This window comes from Candidatus Nitrotoga sp. BS (genome assembly GCF_927797785.1).
Lineage (GTDB): Bacteria > Pseudomonadota > Gammaproteobacteria > Burkholderiales > Gallionellaceae > Nitrotoga.
This window is the reverse complement of the sequence record NZ_CAKMLL010000047.1, coordinates 1-16,420: the sequence shown is the minus strand read 5'-3', so window position 1 is coordinate 16,420 and position 16,420 is coordinate 1. Positions and strand designations below refer to the sequence as shown.

At 50.9% G+C, this 16,420-nt stretch carries 12 protein-coding genes; 5 read left to right on the top strand and 7 right to left on the bottom strand.

Annotation, left to right across the window (positions count from 1 at the left end; genetic code table 11):
- Positions 1 to 11: 11 nt before the first annotated feature.
- The 3 genes from MJ769_RS04920 (at position 12) to katG (ending at position 5,885) form a co-directional block, all read left to right on the top strand.
- Positions 12 to 2,549, top strand: coding sequence for an EAL domain-containing protein (locus MJ769_RS04920; protein ID WP_239234815.1), 2,538 nt, complete (start codon positions 12 to 14; stop codon positions 2,547 to 2,549).
- A gap of 294 nt (positions 2,550 to 2,843) precedes the next feature.
- Complete coding sequence (locus MJ769_RS04915) at positions 2,844 to 3,338, top strand: hypothetical protein (protein WP_239234813.1); 495 nt, start codon at positions 2,844 to 2,846, stop codon at positions 3,336 to 3,338.
- 321 nt (positions 3,339 to 3,659) lie between these two features.
- Positions 3,660 to 5,885 (top strand): catalase/peroxidase HPI, encoded by a 2,226-nt coding sequence (katG, locus tag MJ769_RS04910; protein WP_239234811.1) that lies wholly within the window; start codon positions 3,660 to 3,662, stop codon positions 5,883 to 5,885.
- 153 nt (positions 5,886 to 6,038) lie between these two features.
- On the opposite strand, the gene MJ769_RS14560 is transcribed toward katG, so the two are convergent.
- The 7 genes from MJ769_RS14560 to MJ769_RS04880 all read right to left on the bottom strand — a co-directional run bounded on the left by MJ769_RS14560 (position 6,039) and on the right by MJ769_RS04880 (position 11,617).
- A complete protein-coding gene (locus MJ769_RS14560; RefSeq protein WP_338140735.1) occupies positions 6,039 to 6,230 on the bottom strand; it encodes a zf-HC2 domain-containing protein in 192 nt (63 codons plus the stop codon).
- Positions 6,214 to 6,849, bottom strand: coding sequence for an RNA polymerase factor sigma-70 (locus MJ769_RS04905; RefSeq protein WP_239234809.1), 636 nt, complete (start codon positions 6,847 to 6,849; stop codon positions 6,214 to 6,216). Before MJ769_RS04905 ends, MJ769_RS14560 begins: the two co-directional genes overlap by 17 nt.
- Positions 6,849 to 7,067 carry a nitrate/nitrite transporter NrtS gene (gene nrtS / locus MJ769_RS04900; RefSeq protein ID WP_239234807.1) on the bottom strand — a complete coding sequence of 73 codons (219 nt, stop codon included), beginning with the start codon at positions 7,065 to 7,067 and terminating at the stop codon, positions 6,849 to 6,851. The genes MJ769_RS04905 and nrtS overlap by 1 nt, the downstream gene beginning before the upstream one ends.
- Positions 7,064 to 8,191, bottom strand: coding sequence for an FAD-dependent oxidoreductase (locus tag MJ769_RS04895; protein ID WP_239234805.1), 1,128 nt, complete (start codon positions 8,189 to 8,191; stop codon positions 7,064 to 7,066). Before MJ769_RS04895 ends, nrtS begins: the two co-directional genes overlap by 4 nt.
- A 280-nt stretch (positions 8,192 to 8,471) precedes the next feature.
- Complete coding sequence (locus MJ769_RS04890; RefSeq protein ID WP_239234803.1) at positions 8,472 to 9,710, bottom strand: DNA polymerase Y family protein; 1,239 nt, start codon at positions 9,708 to 9,710, stop codon at positions 8,472 to 8,474.
- 194 nt (positions 9,711 to 9,904) lie between these two features.
- Positions 9,905 to 10,480 carry a LexA family protein gene (locus tag MJ769_RS04885; protein WP_239234801.1) on the bottom strand — a complete coding sequence of 192 codons (576 nt, stop codon included), beginning with the start codon at positions 10,478 to 10,480 and terminating at the stop codon, positions 9,905 to 9,907.
- 207 nt (positions 10,481 to 10,687) lie between these two features.
- Entirely contained in the window at positions 10,688 to 11,617 is a 930-nt protein-coding gene (locus MJ769_RS04880; RefSeq protein WP_239234799.1) for an SEL1-like repeat protein, read from the bottom strand.
- Positions 11,618 to 11,841: 224 nt separating this feature from the next.
- Between MJ769_RS04880 and MJ769_RS04875 the strand changes: the two genes are divergently transcribed.
- The gene (locus tag MJ769_RS04875) at positions 11,842 to 13,815 is read left to right on the top strand and encodes a DNA topoisomerase IV subunit B (protein ID WP_239234798.1); all 1,974 of its coding nucleotides are present in this window, start codon (positions 11,842 to 11,844) and stop codon (positions 13,813 to 13,815) included.
- Positions 13,802 to 16,237, top strand: a complete 2,436-nt coding sequence (gene parC / locus MJ769_RS04870) for a DNA topoisomerase IV subunit A (protein WP_239234796.1) — start codon at positions 13,802 to 13,804, stop codon at positions 16,235 to 16,237. Before MJ769_RS04875 ends, parC begins: the two co-directional genes overlap by 14 nt.
- The last annotated feature ends 183 nt before the right edge of the window (positions 16,238 to 16,420 follow it).

Genomic DNA, 16,420 nt, shown 5'->3' with positions numbered 1-16,420 from the left:
TGGTTCATACCATGTCTAGCCTGGCTGCAAAATTGGTTCATCCCTTGTGGATTCCGCTGACAGCCTTGGTACTAGCGTGGGCACTGAGTTTTACCTCGCTGTATCAGCATCTGGATGTGTTGTCTTTAGATAAACAGACACGCCTGGCTGCGCAGCAGCATTTCTTTCAGGATGCGCTGGTCATTGATATCGACGATGCTTCCCTGCGCGCCATGCAACCGTATTTCGGGCCTTGGCCATACAAGCGTGACACCTTTGCTCTGCTCCTTGACTATCTGGGCGAGATGGGCGCACGTGCCGTGGTGTTCGATATCACTTTCGCCGATCAGCGGGAAAATGATGGGCGACTGCGGGAAGCGATTGCACGCAATCCGAATGTGGTACTTGCCGCTACCATGCGCATTGAAACTGAGAGCGACGAACATGCACCCACCGATCTGCACGGTTTGACTTGGGATGTCCCGTCTGGATTGCCGTCTTACTCCTGGTCAGCAATCCAATTACCGTTGGCATCATTTACTCAACCTGCGCCTGGTTATGCAGATATCGGCGTGGTGACTGTGCAGGCGGATCGAGATGGCGTTTTACGTCGCTTTCCATTATTCCACCGTATTGACGGCCAGGTTATTCCAAGCTTGCCGCTCGCTGCGCATTTTTCTGGGGTACCGCATCCACCGGTGCGAGCCATCCCGGGTAATAGCATACAAGTCGACCCCTTTAACTGGTCTACGGATAATGAGAGTGCTGTCCATCTTTTCTACCCCAGCAATCCGAACTCGGTGCTGTCCATACCCTTTTCACGTATCGCGATGGCAGTGCTGGGGTCGCCCAATCAAGAATTGTCCCCAGCTATGATTCGCGGTAAGACCGTTTTCATCGGCAGTACCGCTATCTTTGCTGACCGAGTTCACACTCCGGTGGGTGAAATAAGTGGTCTTTATCTACTGGCCATTACCCATCAATTATTAGCGCAAAATCTCGTGCTTACTCCCCCCCGTTGGTATTGGACGGCGGGATTGCTGCTCATCGCAGTTGTCCCTGCGCTACTGTTGATATGGCAACCCCGCCGGTCTTTACTTACAGGTACGGCAATCGGCATCGGTGCGGCACTGATTGTTTATGTAATCCATTTAAGCTTGCTCCACTGGTTAAAACAGGAAAGCTCTTTGCTGCTGCCTCTGCTGGTGGTGCTGTTCGTCAATATGCTGGAAGCCATGCGTTCGCATCGCCTTCTGAATAAGGAGCAGAAGGCAAAAATCCACGTCCTTGCCAACGTTGACCCGCTTACACAGCTGCCCAATCGCTGCGCCCTGCACGCTCTGATCGCACATGCCATCGAAGGCGCGCACATGAATAAAAGCAGCCTTGCCATTCTGCTGGTCGATCTTGACGACTTCAATACTATCAACGATACCCTTGGACTTGAAACGGGAGATCAAATGCTGTTGGACGTAACCGCCCGTTTGAAGTTGAGCGTTCGAACCAACGATATCGTGGCCCGTCTGGGCGGCGACGAATTTGGTATTGTCGTCCACGGTGTGGAAACGGCATCAGCCGTGCTCTGTGCAGAAAAAATACTTAGCGCGCTCGCACAGCCCTATCACCTTACGGGTCAAGCGTTGCACATCACTTCAAGCATCGGCATCAGCCTTTACCCTGATGATGGCAGCGATGCCGCCTCGCTTCTGAAAAATGCGGGTGCTGCCATGTATCACGCCAAGGCACAGGCCCGCAACAGCTACTGCCAGTTCACATCGGACCTGAGTCGGGATGCCATGGATCGGCTGCTGCTGGAGAATCAGTTGCACCAGGCACTGGCACGGAATGAATTTGTGTTGTTCTATCAACCCCAGATTAACGTGCGGTCTGGGCGCATGATTGCTGTAGAAGCATTGGTGCGCTGGAATCATCCGGTGCATGGCTTGCTTTTCCCCGACTCGTTCATCCCCATGGCGGAAAAATCAGGTCTGATCCTGCCCTTGGGAGAATGGGTGTTGCGTACCGCTTGTAGGCAAATGCAGGTATGGCATGCGGCGGGACTTACACACATTAATCGCGTGGCAATCAATCTGTCGGCCCGCCAATTCGAGCAACCCACGTTGCCAGCAGTTGTGGCAAGCGTTCTCAAAGAAACCCAACTCGATGCAGCCCACTTGGAGCTGGAAATCACCGAGTCTGCTGCCATGAAAAACCCTCAGCACAGCATAGAAATTCTCAACACGCTCAGAAGCATGGGCATCACCCTGTCACTGGATGACTTCGGCACCGGCCACTCATCTTTGACTTACCTCAAACTATTCCCGATCACCAGTCTGAAAATTGACAAATCTTTCGTGCGCGATATTGAGACCGATCACCTCGACGCGGAAATCTGTGCCTCGACCATCGCCCTCGCCCATAAACTTGGTCTGAATGTAGTGGCCGAGGGCGTAGAGAATGCAGGGCAACTTCTCTTCCTTCGCAATATAAAATGTGGCGACGCGCAAGGTTACTTTTTCAGCCATCCACTCTCAGCTACAGATTTAGAGAGCTTCAAATTGGTACAGTAAGCAAAATAAAAGTTAGCAGGGCCTTGTTAAATGTGCACCGCGTTCATGGGTTGGAAAAGCATTGAGGACTTCAATCTTTTTCGAGTAACGCAGTATTGTGACAAAAATTAGATTTTTAGAGGTGTCCTAAATGGAAGAGCGAGGTTAAGTTTCAGGGTGCCCTCTAGCTGTTATCATTAGATTCGGCTCTAATCAGCATATTTTGTTTGTTGGGTTATACCTAATGGAAAAATACAAGAAGAATCTGCGCTTCGAAAAATCTGCAACCAGTTCTGCTAAATATAAGGACTATGTATGAACAGTAGTACCAAGTCAGTAGCTCTGGTTGTCGTCGTAGTTGCCCTGATAGCCATACTTGCTTTTATCTTCAAGGACAATCTCGCGCCTGCAGTGCAGTGTAATGATGGTATGCGCAAACCTATAAATATCGATAATTTCACCACCCAGTATTGGGCTTACTCTGCCGAGTTTGAAGCCAACATTGCGGAAAAGGGAAAATTGTTTGGAAAACTGAACCCGACGCAACGTCAAGCATTATCAGATGCCTCGCAGCAGGCGAACGAGTTCAGGAAATTCGTAGTGGCTGGGTTTAATCGCTGCGCGATAACGAAGCTGCAATACGGCGAATTCGGTAGCCGTTTTCAAAAATTGGATAACTTGTCGCGGCGGATCGACGATCTCGCCGCTGTTCCGAACCCGACCGAAAGCGGCAAAGCCGGGCTAAGCCAGCTGATTGACGAATATGTCGCGTTTAGCCAGCAGCTAGCAAAGAATTCCAATAGCGAATAGATAAACATCCGGCCGGACACTTATTGACAACGCATTTGCCTATTTCAAGTCTATTGGTTCAAGTCTATTGATCTTGTAGCGCAGTTGGGCTTCATTTTATTCAGCTCAGCTAAGCATGAAAAATAAATGTTGTATCATTTTTCATGAGTGGGGAGTATATGGATAGTGATTGCATTTGCGCTTGGCTGGTCAGCACAGCATGGATGTTACTGCATTCCTTACGCTCGACCATGGTTAGTTAAAATTGCACATTATTCTAAAATTTACCTACAAAGTAACCTGTGAACATGCTGAATTTCATACCTAAAGGAGGAGATTTCCATGCGTAAAAAAACCGTATCTTTACTTACCGCTTTGGTGGTAAGTGTGACACCGGTAGTGACATCAAGCGTTGCTAATGCTCAGGGTAAGCCGATGTCGAACCAATTCTGGTGGCCTGAAAAGCTGGATCTGAAACCACTTCGCCAGCATGCAGCTGAGTCCAATCCAATGGGGCCCGAGTATAACTATGCTAAAGAGTTTAAGACGCTCGATCTTAAGGCCGTGAAGAAGGACATTGAGACGTTGATGACTCAGTCACAGGCATGGTGGCCAGCAGACTATGGTCACTATGGACCATTTTTTATCCGGATGGCTTGGCACAGCGCGGGCACGTACCGTGTCTCTGACGGACGCGGCGGTGCTGGTGGCGGTCAACAGCGATTTGAGCCGCTCAACAGCTGGCCTGACAATGTGAGCCTGGATAAGGCGCGGCGATTACTTTGGCCGATCAAGCAGAAATACGGTCGGAAGATTTCTTGGGCGGACCTGATGACCCTGACGGGGAATGTAGCGCTAGAATCCATGGGCTTCAAGACCTTCGGTTTTGTCGGCGGGCGCGAGGACGACTGGGAGCCCGATCTGGTCAACTGGGGACCTGAAACCAAGTTTCTCGCAGATGAGCGTTATAGTGGCGATAGAAAACTGGAAAATCCTCTCGCCGCTGTTCAGATGGGTCTAATCTATGTCAATCCGGAAGGACCGAACGGCAACCCGGATCCACTCGCGGCGGCTCGGGATATTCGCGAGACGTTCGGTCGCATGGCAATGAACGATGAAGAGACCGTTGCACTTATTGCCGGCGGGCATACGTTCGGTAAAGCCCATGGCGCCTACGACCCGTCCAAATGCCTGGGCCCGGAGCCCGCAGCTGCCGGCATTGAGCAGCAAGGTTTCGGCTGGGAAAACAAGTGCGGCAGGGGTAATGCCGGTGACACCATCAGCAGCGGTTTGGAAGGCGCATGGTCCGCCAACCCTATTGCCTGGACTACACAGTATTTAGGCAACCTGTTCGGTTTTGATTGGGTGCAGACAAAGAGCCCCGCAGGTGCGATCCAATGGGTTCCCGATAATAAGAATGAATCAAACATCGTCGTGCCGGATGCTCACGATCCGTCAAAACGGCATGCGCCTATCATGTTCACGACGGACCTTTCGCTTAAGTTCGACCCGATCTATCGCAAGATTGCCCAGCGCTTCCATGAGAACCCAAAGGAATTTGAACATGCTTTTTCCAAGGCATGGTTTAAGTTGACGCACCGCGACATGGGTCCGCGTGCTCTTTACCTTGGCGCTGAGGTTCCTGGCGAAGTATTGCTGTGGCAAGATCCGGTTCCAGCTGTCGATCATGACCTGATTAATGCAGAGGATATCGCTAAGCTGAAGTCGCAGATTCTTGCTTCGGGGTTAAGCGTTCCCGAACTTGTCAGAACCGCCTGGGCGTCTGCCGCTAGCTTCCGTGGCACCGACATGCGCGGCGGAGCTAACGGGGCACGCATACGCCTCGAACCGCAGAGGAATTGGGAGGTCAATAACCCGGATGAACTGGCGAGGGTGCTGAAACATCTGGAAGGCATTCAAAAAGATTTTAACCGTGCGCAATCGGGCGGTAAGAAGGTATCGCTCGCCGATCTGATCGTTCTGGGCGGAGCCGCAGCCATTGAGCAAGCCGCAAAGAAGGCCGGTCATAACGTACAGGTTCCTTTCACGCCGGGACGCACGGATGCATCGCAAGATCAGACTGATGTAAATTCTTTTGCTGTGCTTGAACCGACTACAGACGGGTTTCGAAACTACTACAGTACGGATAAACGTAGATCGCCGGTAGAAATGCTGGTTGATCGGGCGAGCCTCCTTACCCTGACTGTTCCTGAAATGACCGTTTTAGTAGGCGGAATGCGGGCCCTGAATGCAAATGCCGGACAATCTGCACTTGGCGTGTTCACTGATCGACCCGGGACGTTGAGCAATGACTTCTTCGTTAACCTGCTGGATATGTCGACAAAATGGACAAAATCATCCAAAGCCGATGGAGTTTATGAGGGGCGTGATCGCGGGACGGGTAACCTCAAATGGACGGCTACCTCCGTTGACCTTGTTTTCGGGTCGAACTCCGAGTTACGCGCTGTAGCAGAAGTCTATGCAGCTGACGACGCACGAGAGAAATTTGTGCGAGATTTTGTTGAGGCGTGGACTAAGGTGATGTCCCTTGACCGCTCTAAACTGTAATTTCGGCGGCAAAAGGGGTTCGAAAGCCCATGGAATAGATAAAGAGATGCTACCTTTTCAAGCGCAATTGGATATACGAAAGAGAATTCGTGACCATGCTGCAAGAAAAAGGTAGCTTTCTCTTTTCTCTTTCGTTTTGAAAATTGCTATCGTTCATTCATCGTGGTCGTTTTTTCTCTTTGCATAAGCACGCGTCATCAATCTGAGCGTCTCCATCTGATCTTTGAAGTTCTGGCAACCGCTGCACATAATCACGTGCAGCTTTAATGACATTCGCTCGGTGATCGAGAGGGGGCGTTCTTGCGCCTCGGACAACAGACGCGTAGCGTTACGGCAATTGATCATTTCGCTCTCCTTGCAGATACCATTTGTTTTCAATGCACTCGCGCAAGCGTAGGCGCGAGCGGTGCAACAGCACATGTAGATTGCTAGTTGTTAAATTCATGGTGGCACAAATCTCGTCGGCATCAAGTTCGAGAAATTCGCGCATCATAAATACCCGTGCCTGCTTGGGTGGCAAGCGTTCCAGGCATGCTTCAAACATGCTCCAGAAATATTTTTCGCGCAGAGACGCTTCTGGATTGCCCCATGCCACTGGCCGTTCATCCCGCTGCCAGTGTCCTTTCCGGTCGAACAATTCGGAAAGTGCCTCGTCGTCTTCATCCTCGCGCAACAAGCTGCTGGCATTCACCACCCGTTGTTTGTATCGCAACGTATCCGCGATCTTGTTCTTCAAAATAGCAAATATCCAAGTTTTGAGTGCGGCACGCCCTCCAAAAGAGGATGCATTCTTCAACGCGCCGATCAATGCTTCCTGTACCGCATCTTCGGCCAAGTGACCGTCTCCGAGCTGAAGTGTGGCGAATTTGATCATTTGCCTGCGTACATCTTCCAGAAATGGCGCATCAGCCAGCAGATTGCTGGTCTGCTGGGTGTCTTCTTTTTGGTCTCGATTGGCAGTCATTATTCCCTTAGTTCGGTCTCGTTCTTCACCGCGCTGTAGCTTGCCACACAATACGGCACCAGGTAATTTAATATCAGTTGAAACCATGAGATCGTAACGCCATGCAGCATATCCCCCCCCTGATTTACCAGATTTAGCAGGCTGCCGACCACAAGTGCAATCTTGAGTGCATTGATAACGATATGCCGCGACGTCGCGGTTTTTAAAAAACGAGTCATGCTGTTTCCTTATGCACGTGATTCAATGTGCCATATTTGTGCATGAAGCGGCGATCAATCCAGTTCTTCCAGACCCACACCCAACGGCCTTTGGCGCTGAACGCACCCCAGGATGCGATGGCGTGTTTCGGGCCGGTCGCGAGCAAGTACAAGGATTTTTTGCGCGGTCGGTAGCTTTCAAGTGCGTGCCCGTTGATGGCTGCGATCAGGTTGTGCGCCAATACTGGCCCGGCGAGTACCGCGTGTACGCCGGAATGTGCAAGCTGAATGTCACTGCGCATACATACATCTCCGGCGGCAAATACATTGGGGTGAGAGGTGCTTCGGTGTTGCGCATCCACGAGGACGCAGCCCTGTTCGTCCAGCGCGAGATCGGAGTTGCGCAGCCAGGCGGGCGGACGTGCACCGGTCGCCGCAATGATGCAATCTGCAAACAGAGATTGCCCGTTGGAAAGTGCGACCCCTTCCGGGGTAGCCACTGCTTGCGCCTGAAGCAGCTTGATTCCGTGCTGTTTCAGCAGTGCATGGGCGCAATGCTTCACTCTTCCCGCATGGCCCGGCAAAATGCCGCCTTCCGAAGCGACCAACGTTACTGAAGCTTGCTGGCATTGCTGCGTGGCAAAAGCATGTTGTGCGGCAAATGCCAGCTCGACGCCAGCCGCACCGCCACCGACCACGATGAGCTGGTAATGATTCTGTTGCGATGCAGCGTTAAGTATGGTCGGCCAGCGTCGTACAAAAATACCCAGCGGCTTGATTGGCAGTAGACGCTCTCCCGCCGCTTGCAGCAATGATAAATTGGTCTCACTGCCCACGTCGAGCGACAAGCCATCGTAATCAAGATGCGTACCATCTGAGAGCAAGACTCGGCACCGCTTGGCATCGATTTCAACAACTTGGGCAAAGATCAGGCGTACTCCGGCGGATTTTGCCAGCGGGCGCAGATCGATCCGGCAATCCGACAGGCTGTAATGTCCGGCTATCCATCCCGGCAACATGCCGGAATAGATTTGGTAAGGACTCGGAGTGATCAGCACTGCATCAATGTCCAAAGGTTTTTGGGCAAGTGCTTTGAGCACGCTAAGTTGCGCATGTCCGCCGCCCGCCATAATCAAACAATACATTGCAATGCCTTGCTCAACGGAAATGGTGCTCAAGGTTGAGCATTAGCGGGATTATGTTGGCCATGGTGTTTTCCATAAAAATTGGTCACGCTCGTACTGTCGTACACTGAGCAACATTCCTTACAGCATCGGGTGTGAGAATTCAGTTTAGAGGGCGTCTCTAAAAATTTGTCATTCCCGCGAAGGCGGGAATCCAGAATTTATAAACAGGTGATAAATCAGTTGCTTCTGGATTCCCGCCTTCGCGGGAATGACGTAAATTTGAATTTTTAGAGGTGCCCTAAAAACATTCCAGTACCGGGTACTTAAACCGCATATGTTTCATGCGGCCTGCGGGCTTAATGGCAGAACAGATAAACAACATGTCGCTACCATATTTTTGATTGACACTATGCACAGCCTTAAGCAACTTAAGGCGTTTATCTTCAAGCTGTTGTTCTGCTTGCTGAAACATATCGAAATTTCCACTCTGCCGAATAGCAATATCGGTGGCAACCAACCCGCAGGCTCGGACCATCTGGCTTGAGTCAAACAGATGCTCCACCATTTTGCTTATCTCTTCCATCAGTAAAAAATAATCTGCCGTCGGATAAGGCAGATGGACGGTAGTAGCCTGTCTGTCGAACGACTTCAGCGTCAGAAAAACGGTAAGCCGCTTGGCAGCCAAGCGTTTTTCAATCAACTCCTTCGAAAGCCGCATGGCGTGCCGGGTAAGGTGTGCAAAGATGATCGCTTTATCTTGTGTTATCTGCCCTATTGATGCTGTACGCGCTACGCTCTTGGGCAATTTAAGTTCAGTTTCAACCCGGTAGATGGCTGTACCATTGAGTTCATGCCATAGATCGGTCCCTGCTTTCCCCAGCAGCTGTTTGATGTAAGGCTCTTTGCCATTGGCAAAGTCAAGCGCCGTATGGAGGCCAAATTTATTCAGCAACGCCTCGCGGTTGCGTCCGACCCCCGGAATGTCACGCACACTGACGTGCTGCAAGAAATCTTTTATGCGCCTGCCCGCCACAATGGTGGTTCCGTTTGGCTTATTGTATTCAGATGCCATCTTGGCGAGGGTACGTGTGACAGAGATGCCGACGGAAACGGTTATGCCTACTTCCTGATGGATGGTCTCACGGATATCGTCGGCAATTTTCTGATACGGTTTGCGATACAGGCTACGCAGCCCCAGCATGTCGATGAAGGCTTCATCAATGGAATATTCTTCAATAACCGGGCTAAAGCGCCGCAAAATGGAAAATAACTTATCGGAAATCTGACCATAGTAACGAAAATCGGCAGACAGAAAAATAGCGTTGGGCAGTAGCTTCCTGGCATCCCAGGCAGTCATGCCGGTGGTGATGCCTGCTGCCTTGGCATCGTAGGTTTTGGCAACGACGCAGGCGTCTTGGCTGGAGAGGACGCAGAGTGGCTTGCCTTTTAAATCGGGTCTGCGTAATTGCTCGCAGGAAGCGTAGAAACAGTCCGCATCCACATGCGCAATGACATTGGGCCAGTTCGAAACAAGCATATGGGCACCTCTAAAAATCCAGATTTCATCCCAACTGCTGCGTTGCGGAAAAAATTTTTTGCTAACATATCAATCATATGCGGCGCTGCGAAGTGGGGTAAGCAGGCAATCCGCGAAGCGGATGTTCGCAAATTTTTTTCGCGCCTTGCATTTAGGCGAACTCTGGATTTTTAGAGGCGCCCATTTTAATGATGTTATTTGTATTTGCGAAATTGCCCGACAACAACGCCGAAAATTTCCAGATCGCCCCTGGGACGAATAATGGGATACGCTGGATTGGCGGGAATCAGAATGAATTTACCTTTCTCCAGGCCCAGGGTTTTAAGGGTGAATTCGTTATCCACGATGGCAATGACCATGTCGCCCGCATTTGCCATGGCACGTTTTTCTACTATCACGGTATCGCCTGGCATGATGCCAGCATCAATCATTGAATCACCCTTAACCGTCACCAGTACAGTGCTGGACGGGTGGCTAACAAGATATTCATCAATACTGAGGGTGTCATGGCTCATATCCCCTGCCGGACTGGGAAATCCTGCACGCACACTGTCAAAGATGGGGCGTTCGAAGAAACGTTTGCCGGGCTTGAGGCGTTTTTCAGGTGTCGCCTCAAGGAAACCTGCCAATTTCAATTTGGCCACCAGAGCGGCCACAGGCGATTTCGATTTAAATCCCATTAACAACATAATGGTAGAGTAGGGCGGTAGTACGCCATTTTCAGCATAATAGTCCTGAAGTTTGGCAAGGTAATTAGCATTGTTATCCATAGTTAGGTCATCTTATGGAACGAACGTTCCAATGTCAATTCTTTCGTGAATTAAGCCATACTCGATCAGGTGCAGCTCGGTTAGGCTGAATGAAAAGAAGCCCAATCTACTACGCTTAAATTTTTTACTTGTACCTTGCCTAGCCTGGAAACTTTTTTTAAAGGCACCCTAAAGCCAGAATATTCGGGAATTTTTCGAAATAACGTATTACTTTTTATGTTTCATCATCCACTCACTGGCCCGTCGCTGAGCTTCGGTAATTTGAGCTGGCGTCATAAATGATTCCACAATCCCCAAGCCGCTACCTATATCTGCGTCATCACCCAGGCCCGCAATATTGTTGACCCATTCACCCGCAACTTTAAACCACTTGCCGCCTGCGCCAGCAATATTGAACCATTTATGTGCTTCAACGTAGTCTTGGGGAACGCCCAAACCCATGTCGTACATGACTCCAAGATTATTTTGGGCCTCCACATCGCCCTGTTCTGCAGCCTTGTTCCACCAAAAAACGGCTTGCTGAGTATCCTGAGGAACGCCTATGCCGTTGTCGTACATGAACCCCAGTTTAAATTGCGCATGTACGACCTCTTGCTCTGCGGCCTTGCCATACCAGAGTGCAGCAAGCTCGTCATCCTGAACAACGCCGTTGCCTTCTTCGTACATAACGCCCAGTTTGTATTGTGCCTGCGCAATTCCCTGCTCTGCGGCTTTGTTAAACCATGACACAGCCTGCTTGTAATCTTGCGTAACGCCTTGACCTTTTTCGTACATGATGCCCAACGTGTACTGTGCTAATGCATCTCCTTTCTCCACAGCCTTGTTATACCAATGCACAGCCTGCTCGTAGTCTTGTTCAACGCCCTGGCCTTTGTAATACATAACGCCCAAGTTGAATTGAGCCTCCGCAAAACCCTTGTCGGCGACCTTACGATACCAATGCATAGCCTGTTGGTGGTCTTTTCTAACCCCTTGGCCATCGGCATACATACCTGCCAGATAAAATTGCGCTTCCACATGTCCATGTTCCGCCGCTTTTTTTAATGATTCAGCAGCTTTGATATAGTCTTTGCGGTCGATAAATTTCATCCCGTTTTCATAATCCTTAGCAAAAGCTTGAGGTGTCAGTGCTGCCATGAAATCCTCCTTTCCATTGATAGCCACATAATTTTTCTCCTGGAATTCAAGTTGTAGCAAAATGAACAATCACAATGTATTGTAGCGCACCTTTCTTCCCGAAGATTATGGCTTCATGTATGCAATTTTCCAACTTTGCGTTCGGCCATTTGCGGTTCGTGCGAATTGATATGCGGTATCCCGAGCGCCTTACGGTGCACATCTTCGAAACATAGGAGTATCAGTTGAGCGTTAATTATGATGAGTCGTCCTTTAAGGTTCTGCGCGGGTTAGAACCCGTGCGTCAGCGTCCCGGTATGTATACGACACTGGACAATCCCAACCACATTATCACCGAAGTAGTCGATAATGCCTGCGACGAGGCTTTGGCCGGATTCGCCAAAAATATCACCGTAACAGCATTTGCCGATGGTTCAGTATCCGTTCAGGACGATGGCAGGGGAATCCCGGTTGGCATCCACCCGGAGGAGGGTGTTTCGGTCGTCGAGGTGGCATTTACCGTGTTGCACTCCGGAGGCAAGTTCGACAAGGATGCCGGTGGCGCATACCAGTTTTCAGGCGGATTGCACGGTGTCGGCGTCGCGGTAACCAACGCCCTTTCAACGGCTGTTGAAATCATCGTGCAGCGCGATGGCGGCGAGTACCGTATACGCTTCGATGATGGGGTCGCGCTTAAACCGCTTTTTAAACAGGGAGACTGCCCGAAGCGCAAGACCGGCACCACCGTAAGAGTGTGGCCAGATGCCAAGTATTTCGATGCGCCAACTATTAATATGGTGCAGCTGGAGCGTGTCCTACGTTCGAAAGCGGTATTGCTATCAGGCGTGAATATTACTTTTAGTATCGAAAGTACCGGCGAAACCAAGTCTTGGTCTTACCCTGACGGGCTGCGTGGCTATCTTACCGAGACATTGTCTTCTCAGGAAGAAGATAACATGCTTGCCGCACCCATTTTTTCAGGGGAACGGTTTATCCCCAGGGGAGGGGACGATAACTTCGCCGAGGGCGAAGGCGCGTCATGGGCAGTTGCCTGGACTGAGGAAGGTGCCATTACCAGAGAGTCTTACGTAAATCTTATTCCAACCTGGTCTGGAGGAACGCACGATTCCGGTTTGCGCGACGGTGTGTTCAACGCTGTTAAGGGCTTCATCGAACTGCACGGCATGATGCCAAAAGGGGTAAAGCTGACTTCTGACGACGTGTTCAATCGCGCCAGTTTTGTTTTATCCGCCAAGGTACTCGACCCTTCATTCCAAGGGCAAACAAAAGAAAAGCTGATATCGCGCAGTGCATTGAAGCTGGTGTCGACGATGGTTAGTGACCCGCTTTTGCTGTGGCTGAACGAAAACATCGCGTATGGCAAACGCATCGCGGAGATTGCAATCAGGCAGGCGCAGAGCCGAATGAAATCGGCACAGAAAGTGGAGAAAAAAAAGGGGTCTTCTCTGGCCGTGCTTCCAGGCAAGCTCACCGATGCGGCAGATTTCAATCCGGAGCGGAACGAACTATTTCTTGTTGAGGGGGATTCCGCTGGCGGATCCGCCAAGCAAGGGCGGAATAAAGAGTTTCAGGCCATCCTTCCTTTGCGCGGAAAGGTGCTCAACACTTTCGAGGTCGACCGTAACAGGCTGTTCGCCAATGCGGAAGTGCATGACATCGCCGTGGCGATCGGGGTGGACCCACACGGAATGAATGATAAAGTTGACCTGTCTGGTCTGCGCTACAAAGGCATCTACATTATGTCCGATGCCGACGTGGACGGCTCCCATATTACAACCTTGCTATTGACGATGTTCTTCCGGCATTTCCCGCGTGTAGTCGAGAACGGACATATCTTTCTCGCACAGCCGCCTCTGTTCCGCGTTGATGTTCCTGCTCAAGGTAAAAAGCCGATGCGCAAGATATACGCACTGAATGAAGACGAACTCGTGTCGATAGAAGACCGCTTGAGAAAAGACAAGATACGTGAAGGAGCCTGGTCAATCTCACGCTTCAAAGGATTGGGCGAAATGAATCCTGATCAGCTGTGGGACACAACTATGAACCCGGATACGCGTCGAGCGTTATGCGTCGAGCTGGACAACGCTTCTTTTACAGCGACGGAGCAAATTATGACCATGCTCATGGCTAAACAGGAGTCAGGCTCAAGGAGAGCTTGGCTCGAATATCACGGGAACGAAGTAAATGTCGATGTCTGATCTTAAACAAATCCAACTATTTGACATGACTGATGAAGAACAGCGATTGGGCAAAGTGAAGATCACGGACGGACAACACATTGCTGAGCCAGCTGCGACCAATGGCGGCGGCGGAAATATTCGCCAGTTCTCTCCGCTTCCCCCTGTGCCCGATGGTGATTCTGTGCCACTTGCACAGTATGCCGAGCGTGCCTATTTGGAATACGCCGTTTCGGTCGTCAAGGGGCGTGCCCTGCCGGACGTATGCGACGGGCAAAAGCCTGTTCAAAGACGTATTCTTTACGCGATGCGTGAAATGGGATTGGCTCACAACAGCAATTACGTGAAATCTGCGCGCGTCGTGGGCGAAGTTCTGGGTAAATTCCATCCGCACGGTGATTCATCTGCCTATGAGGCGATGGTGCGCTTGGCTCAAGGCTTTTCCCTGCGTTATCCGCTGGTTGATGGCCAAGGTAACTTCGGCTCACGCGATGGTGACAACGCGGCGGCAATGCGTTACACGGAAACACGTCTGACACCCATAGCAGATCTGCTGCTGTCCGAGCTGAACATGGGTACGGTCGATATGAAAACCAACTATGACGGCCATTTCCAAGAGCCAGCCATGCTGCCTGCGCGACTACCCATGGTGCTGCTCAACGGCGCATCCGGTATCGCCGTGGGCATGGCTACGGAAATACCGTCACACAACCTGCGGGAAGTTGGCGCGGCGGCCGCACTGTGCGTCAAAAACCCGGATTGCTCCGATGAAGAACTGCTAGCCTTGATTGCCGGCCCGGACTTGCCCAGCGGGGGGCAAATTATTTCCTCGGCACAGGACATAAGAGAGTGCTACAGAACCGGGCGCGGCTCGCTGAAGATGCGCGCCCGCTGGATGATTGAGGATATGGCCCGTGGTCAGTGGCGTGTGGCTATCTACGAGCTACCGCATGGCACTTCCACCAAAAAAATATTGGAAGAAATCGAGGAGCTGACGAATCCAAAGATCAAGCCCAACAAGAAAACTTTGACGCAGGAACAGGCACAGAACAAGCAGCTTCTCTTGTCTGTGCTGGACAGGGTGGCCGACGAGTCAGACAAAGACCATGCAGTTCGCCTGGTATTCGAACCAAAATCGAGCCGACAATCAGTTGATGAGCTGATGACCATACTGCTGGCTCACACCAGTTTAGAAAGCTCTCTTCAGCTTAACATGGTGATGATAGGCATCGACGGGCGACCGAAGCAAAAGCCACTCACCGAAATCATCCGTGAATGGGCGCAGTTCCGCGTAGCCACGGTACGTCGCCGGTGCGGGCATCGTCTTGCCCAGGTCAATGACCGTATCCACATTTTGGATGGGCGCATGATTGTCTATCTCAATCTGGATGAGGTGATCGCTTTGATCCGTGCGTCTGATGAGCCAAAAGCGGCACTGATAGCGCGATTCTCGCTGTCCGAGCGGCAAGCCGATGACATCCTTGAAATCAGGCTGCGCCAATTGGCCAAGATGGAAGGCATCAAGATTGAGCGCGAGCTGCAACAGTTGAAGAACGAGGGCGAGGAACTGAACAAGCTTCTTGGTTCTAGTTTATTAATGCACAAACTTGTGGCAAAAGAGATCAATGAGGATATAAAGACTTTCGGTGACGATCGCCGCACGCTTATCAAGCAGGCAGAACGTGTTGCACTGACGACCCAGATTGTAGACGAGCCGGTAACGGTGATGATTTCCAAGAAGCATTGGGGGCGAACACGACAGGGGCATGGTCTCGATCTGTCTGGTGTTTCGTTCAAGGATGGCGATGGATTGCTCGGCGTCTTCGAGTGCCGCACAACAGAGCATTGCGTTGTGATTTGCAGTAACGGCAGGGTGTGCAGCATCCCCGTGCACCAACTTCCGACCGGTCGTGGTGATGGCGTGCCACTGAACTCGCTAATCGACGTGGCAACTGGCGCGAAAATTGTTCATGTGATATGTGGTGCTGCCGAGCAACACATACTTTGGTCCACTTCTGCCGGTTACGGTTTTACTTGCTCGATCGGGAATATGCTTGGACGCAACAAGGCTGGAAAGCAATTCATCAATGTTGCCGATGCGCAAATTCTTCCACCCGCTATATTCACCCCATCTGAACAATCACTGGTCATCGCATCAAGCCGTTCGGGTCGGTTGCTCGCTTTCGCTCTGGCTGAAATGAAGCAGCTTTCAGGTGGCGGCAAGGGGGTCGTAGTAATGGGTATCGCGGATGGTGATGAGATGGCTGCGGCAATCATAGTAGCGGCCAAGCCAAAAGTTACTGTCATTACCAGTAACGGGAACCGCGAGCAGTCTATTGATCTATCAGATACTGATCTGCAAACTCATTTTGGCAAACGAGCCAGAATGGGCAAGGCGCTTCAAATGAAGGTAAAGTCATCTGTGGTTTTTCTGAAACCATAGAAAACCGAGTAATTATTTCCTCTGTTAAGGGCTGCTGCACGAGCAGCCAGTCAGACTTAAAGAGTCGTAGTGAAAGCTTAACCGAGCGAGGGTAAATTGTCAGCCGCTTTCCTTTAAGTCCGACAAGTTGCTAGTGTAGTGCGCCATTCTGTTTGGAACTTAATCGACTGTTGGCACGAATGA

What these genes read in the sequence shown, in the direction of transcription:
- MJ769_RS04920 (WP_239234815.1), top strand. Translation starts at nt 12, where the DNA reads ATGTCTAGCCTGGCTGCAAAATTGGTTCATCCCTTGTGGATTCCGCTG.
- MJ769_RS04915 (WP_239234813.1), top strand. Translation starts at nt 2,844, where the DNA reads ATGAACAGTAGTACCAAGTCAGTAGCTCTGGTTGTCGTCGTAGTTGCC.
- katG (WP_239234811.1), top strand. Translation starts at nt 3,660, where the DNA reads ATGCGTAAAAAAACCGTATCTTTACTTACCGCTTTGGTGGTAAGTGTG.
- MJ769_RS14560 (WP_338140735.1), bottom strand. Translation starts at nt 6,230, where the DNA reads ATGATCAATTGCCGTAACGCTACGCGTCTGTTGTCCGAGGCGCAAGAA.
- MJ769_RS04905 (WP_239234809.1), bottom strand. Translation starts at nt 6,849, where the DNA reads ATGACTGCCAATCGAGACCAAAAAGAAGACACCCAGCAGACCAGCAAT.
- nrtS (WP_239234807.1), bottom strand. Translation starts at nt 7,067, where the DNA reads ATGACTCGTTTTTTAAAAACCGCGACGTCGCGGCATATCGTTATCAAT.
- MJ769_RS04895 (WP_239234805.1), bottom strand. Translation starts at nt 8,191, where the DNA reads ATGTATTGTTTGATTATGGCGGGCGGCGGACATGCGCAACTTAGCGTG.
- MJ769_RS04890 (WP_239234803.1), bottom strand. Translation starts at nt 9,710, where the DNA reads ATGCTTGTTTCGAACTGGCCCAATGTCATTGCGCATGTGGATGCGGAC.
- MJ769_RS04885 (WP_239234801.1), bottom strand. Translation starts at nt 10,480, where the DNA reads ATGGATAACAATGCTAATTACCTTGCCAAACTTCAGGACTATTATGCT.
- MJ769_RS04880 (WP_239234799.1), bottom strand. Translation starts at nt 11,617, where the DNA reads ATGGCAGCACTGACACCTCAAGCTTTTGCTAAGGATTATGAAAACGGG.
- parC (WP_239234796.1), top strand. Translation starts at nt 13,802, where the DNA reads ATGTCGATGTCTGATCTTAAACAAATCCAACTATTTGACATGACTGAT.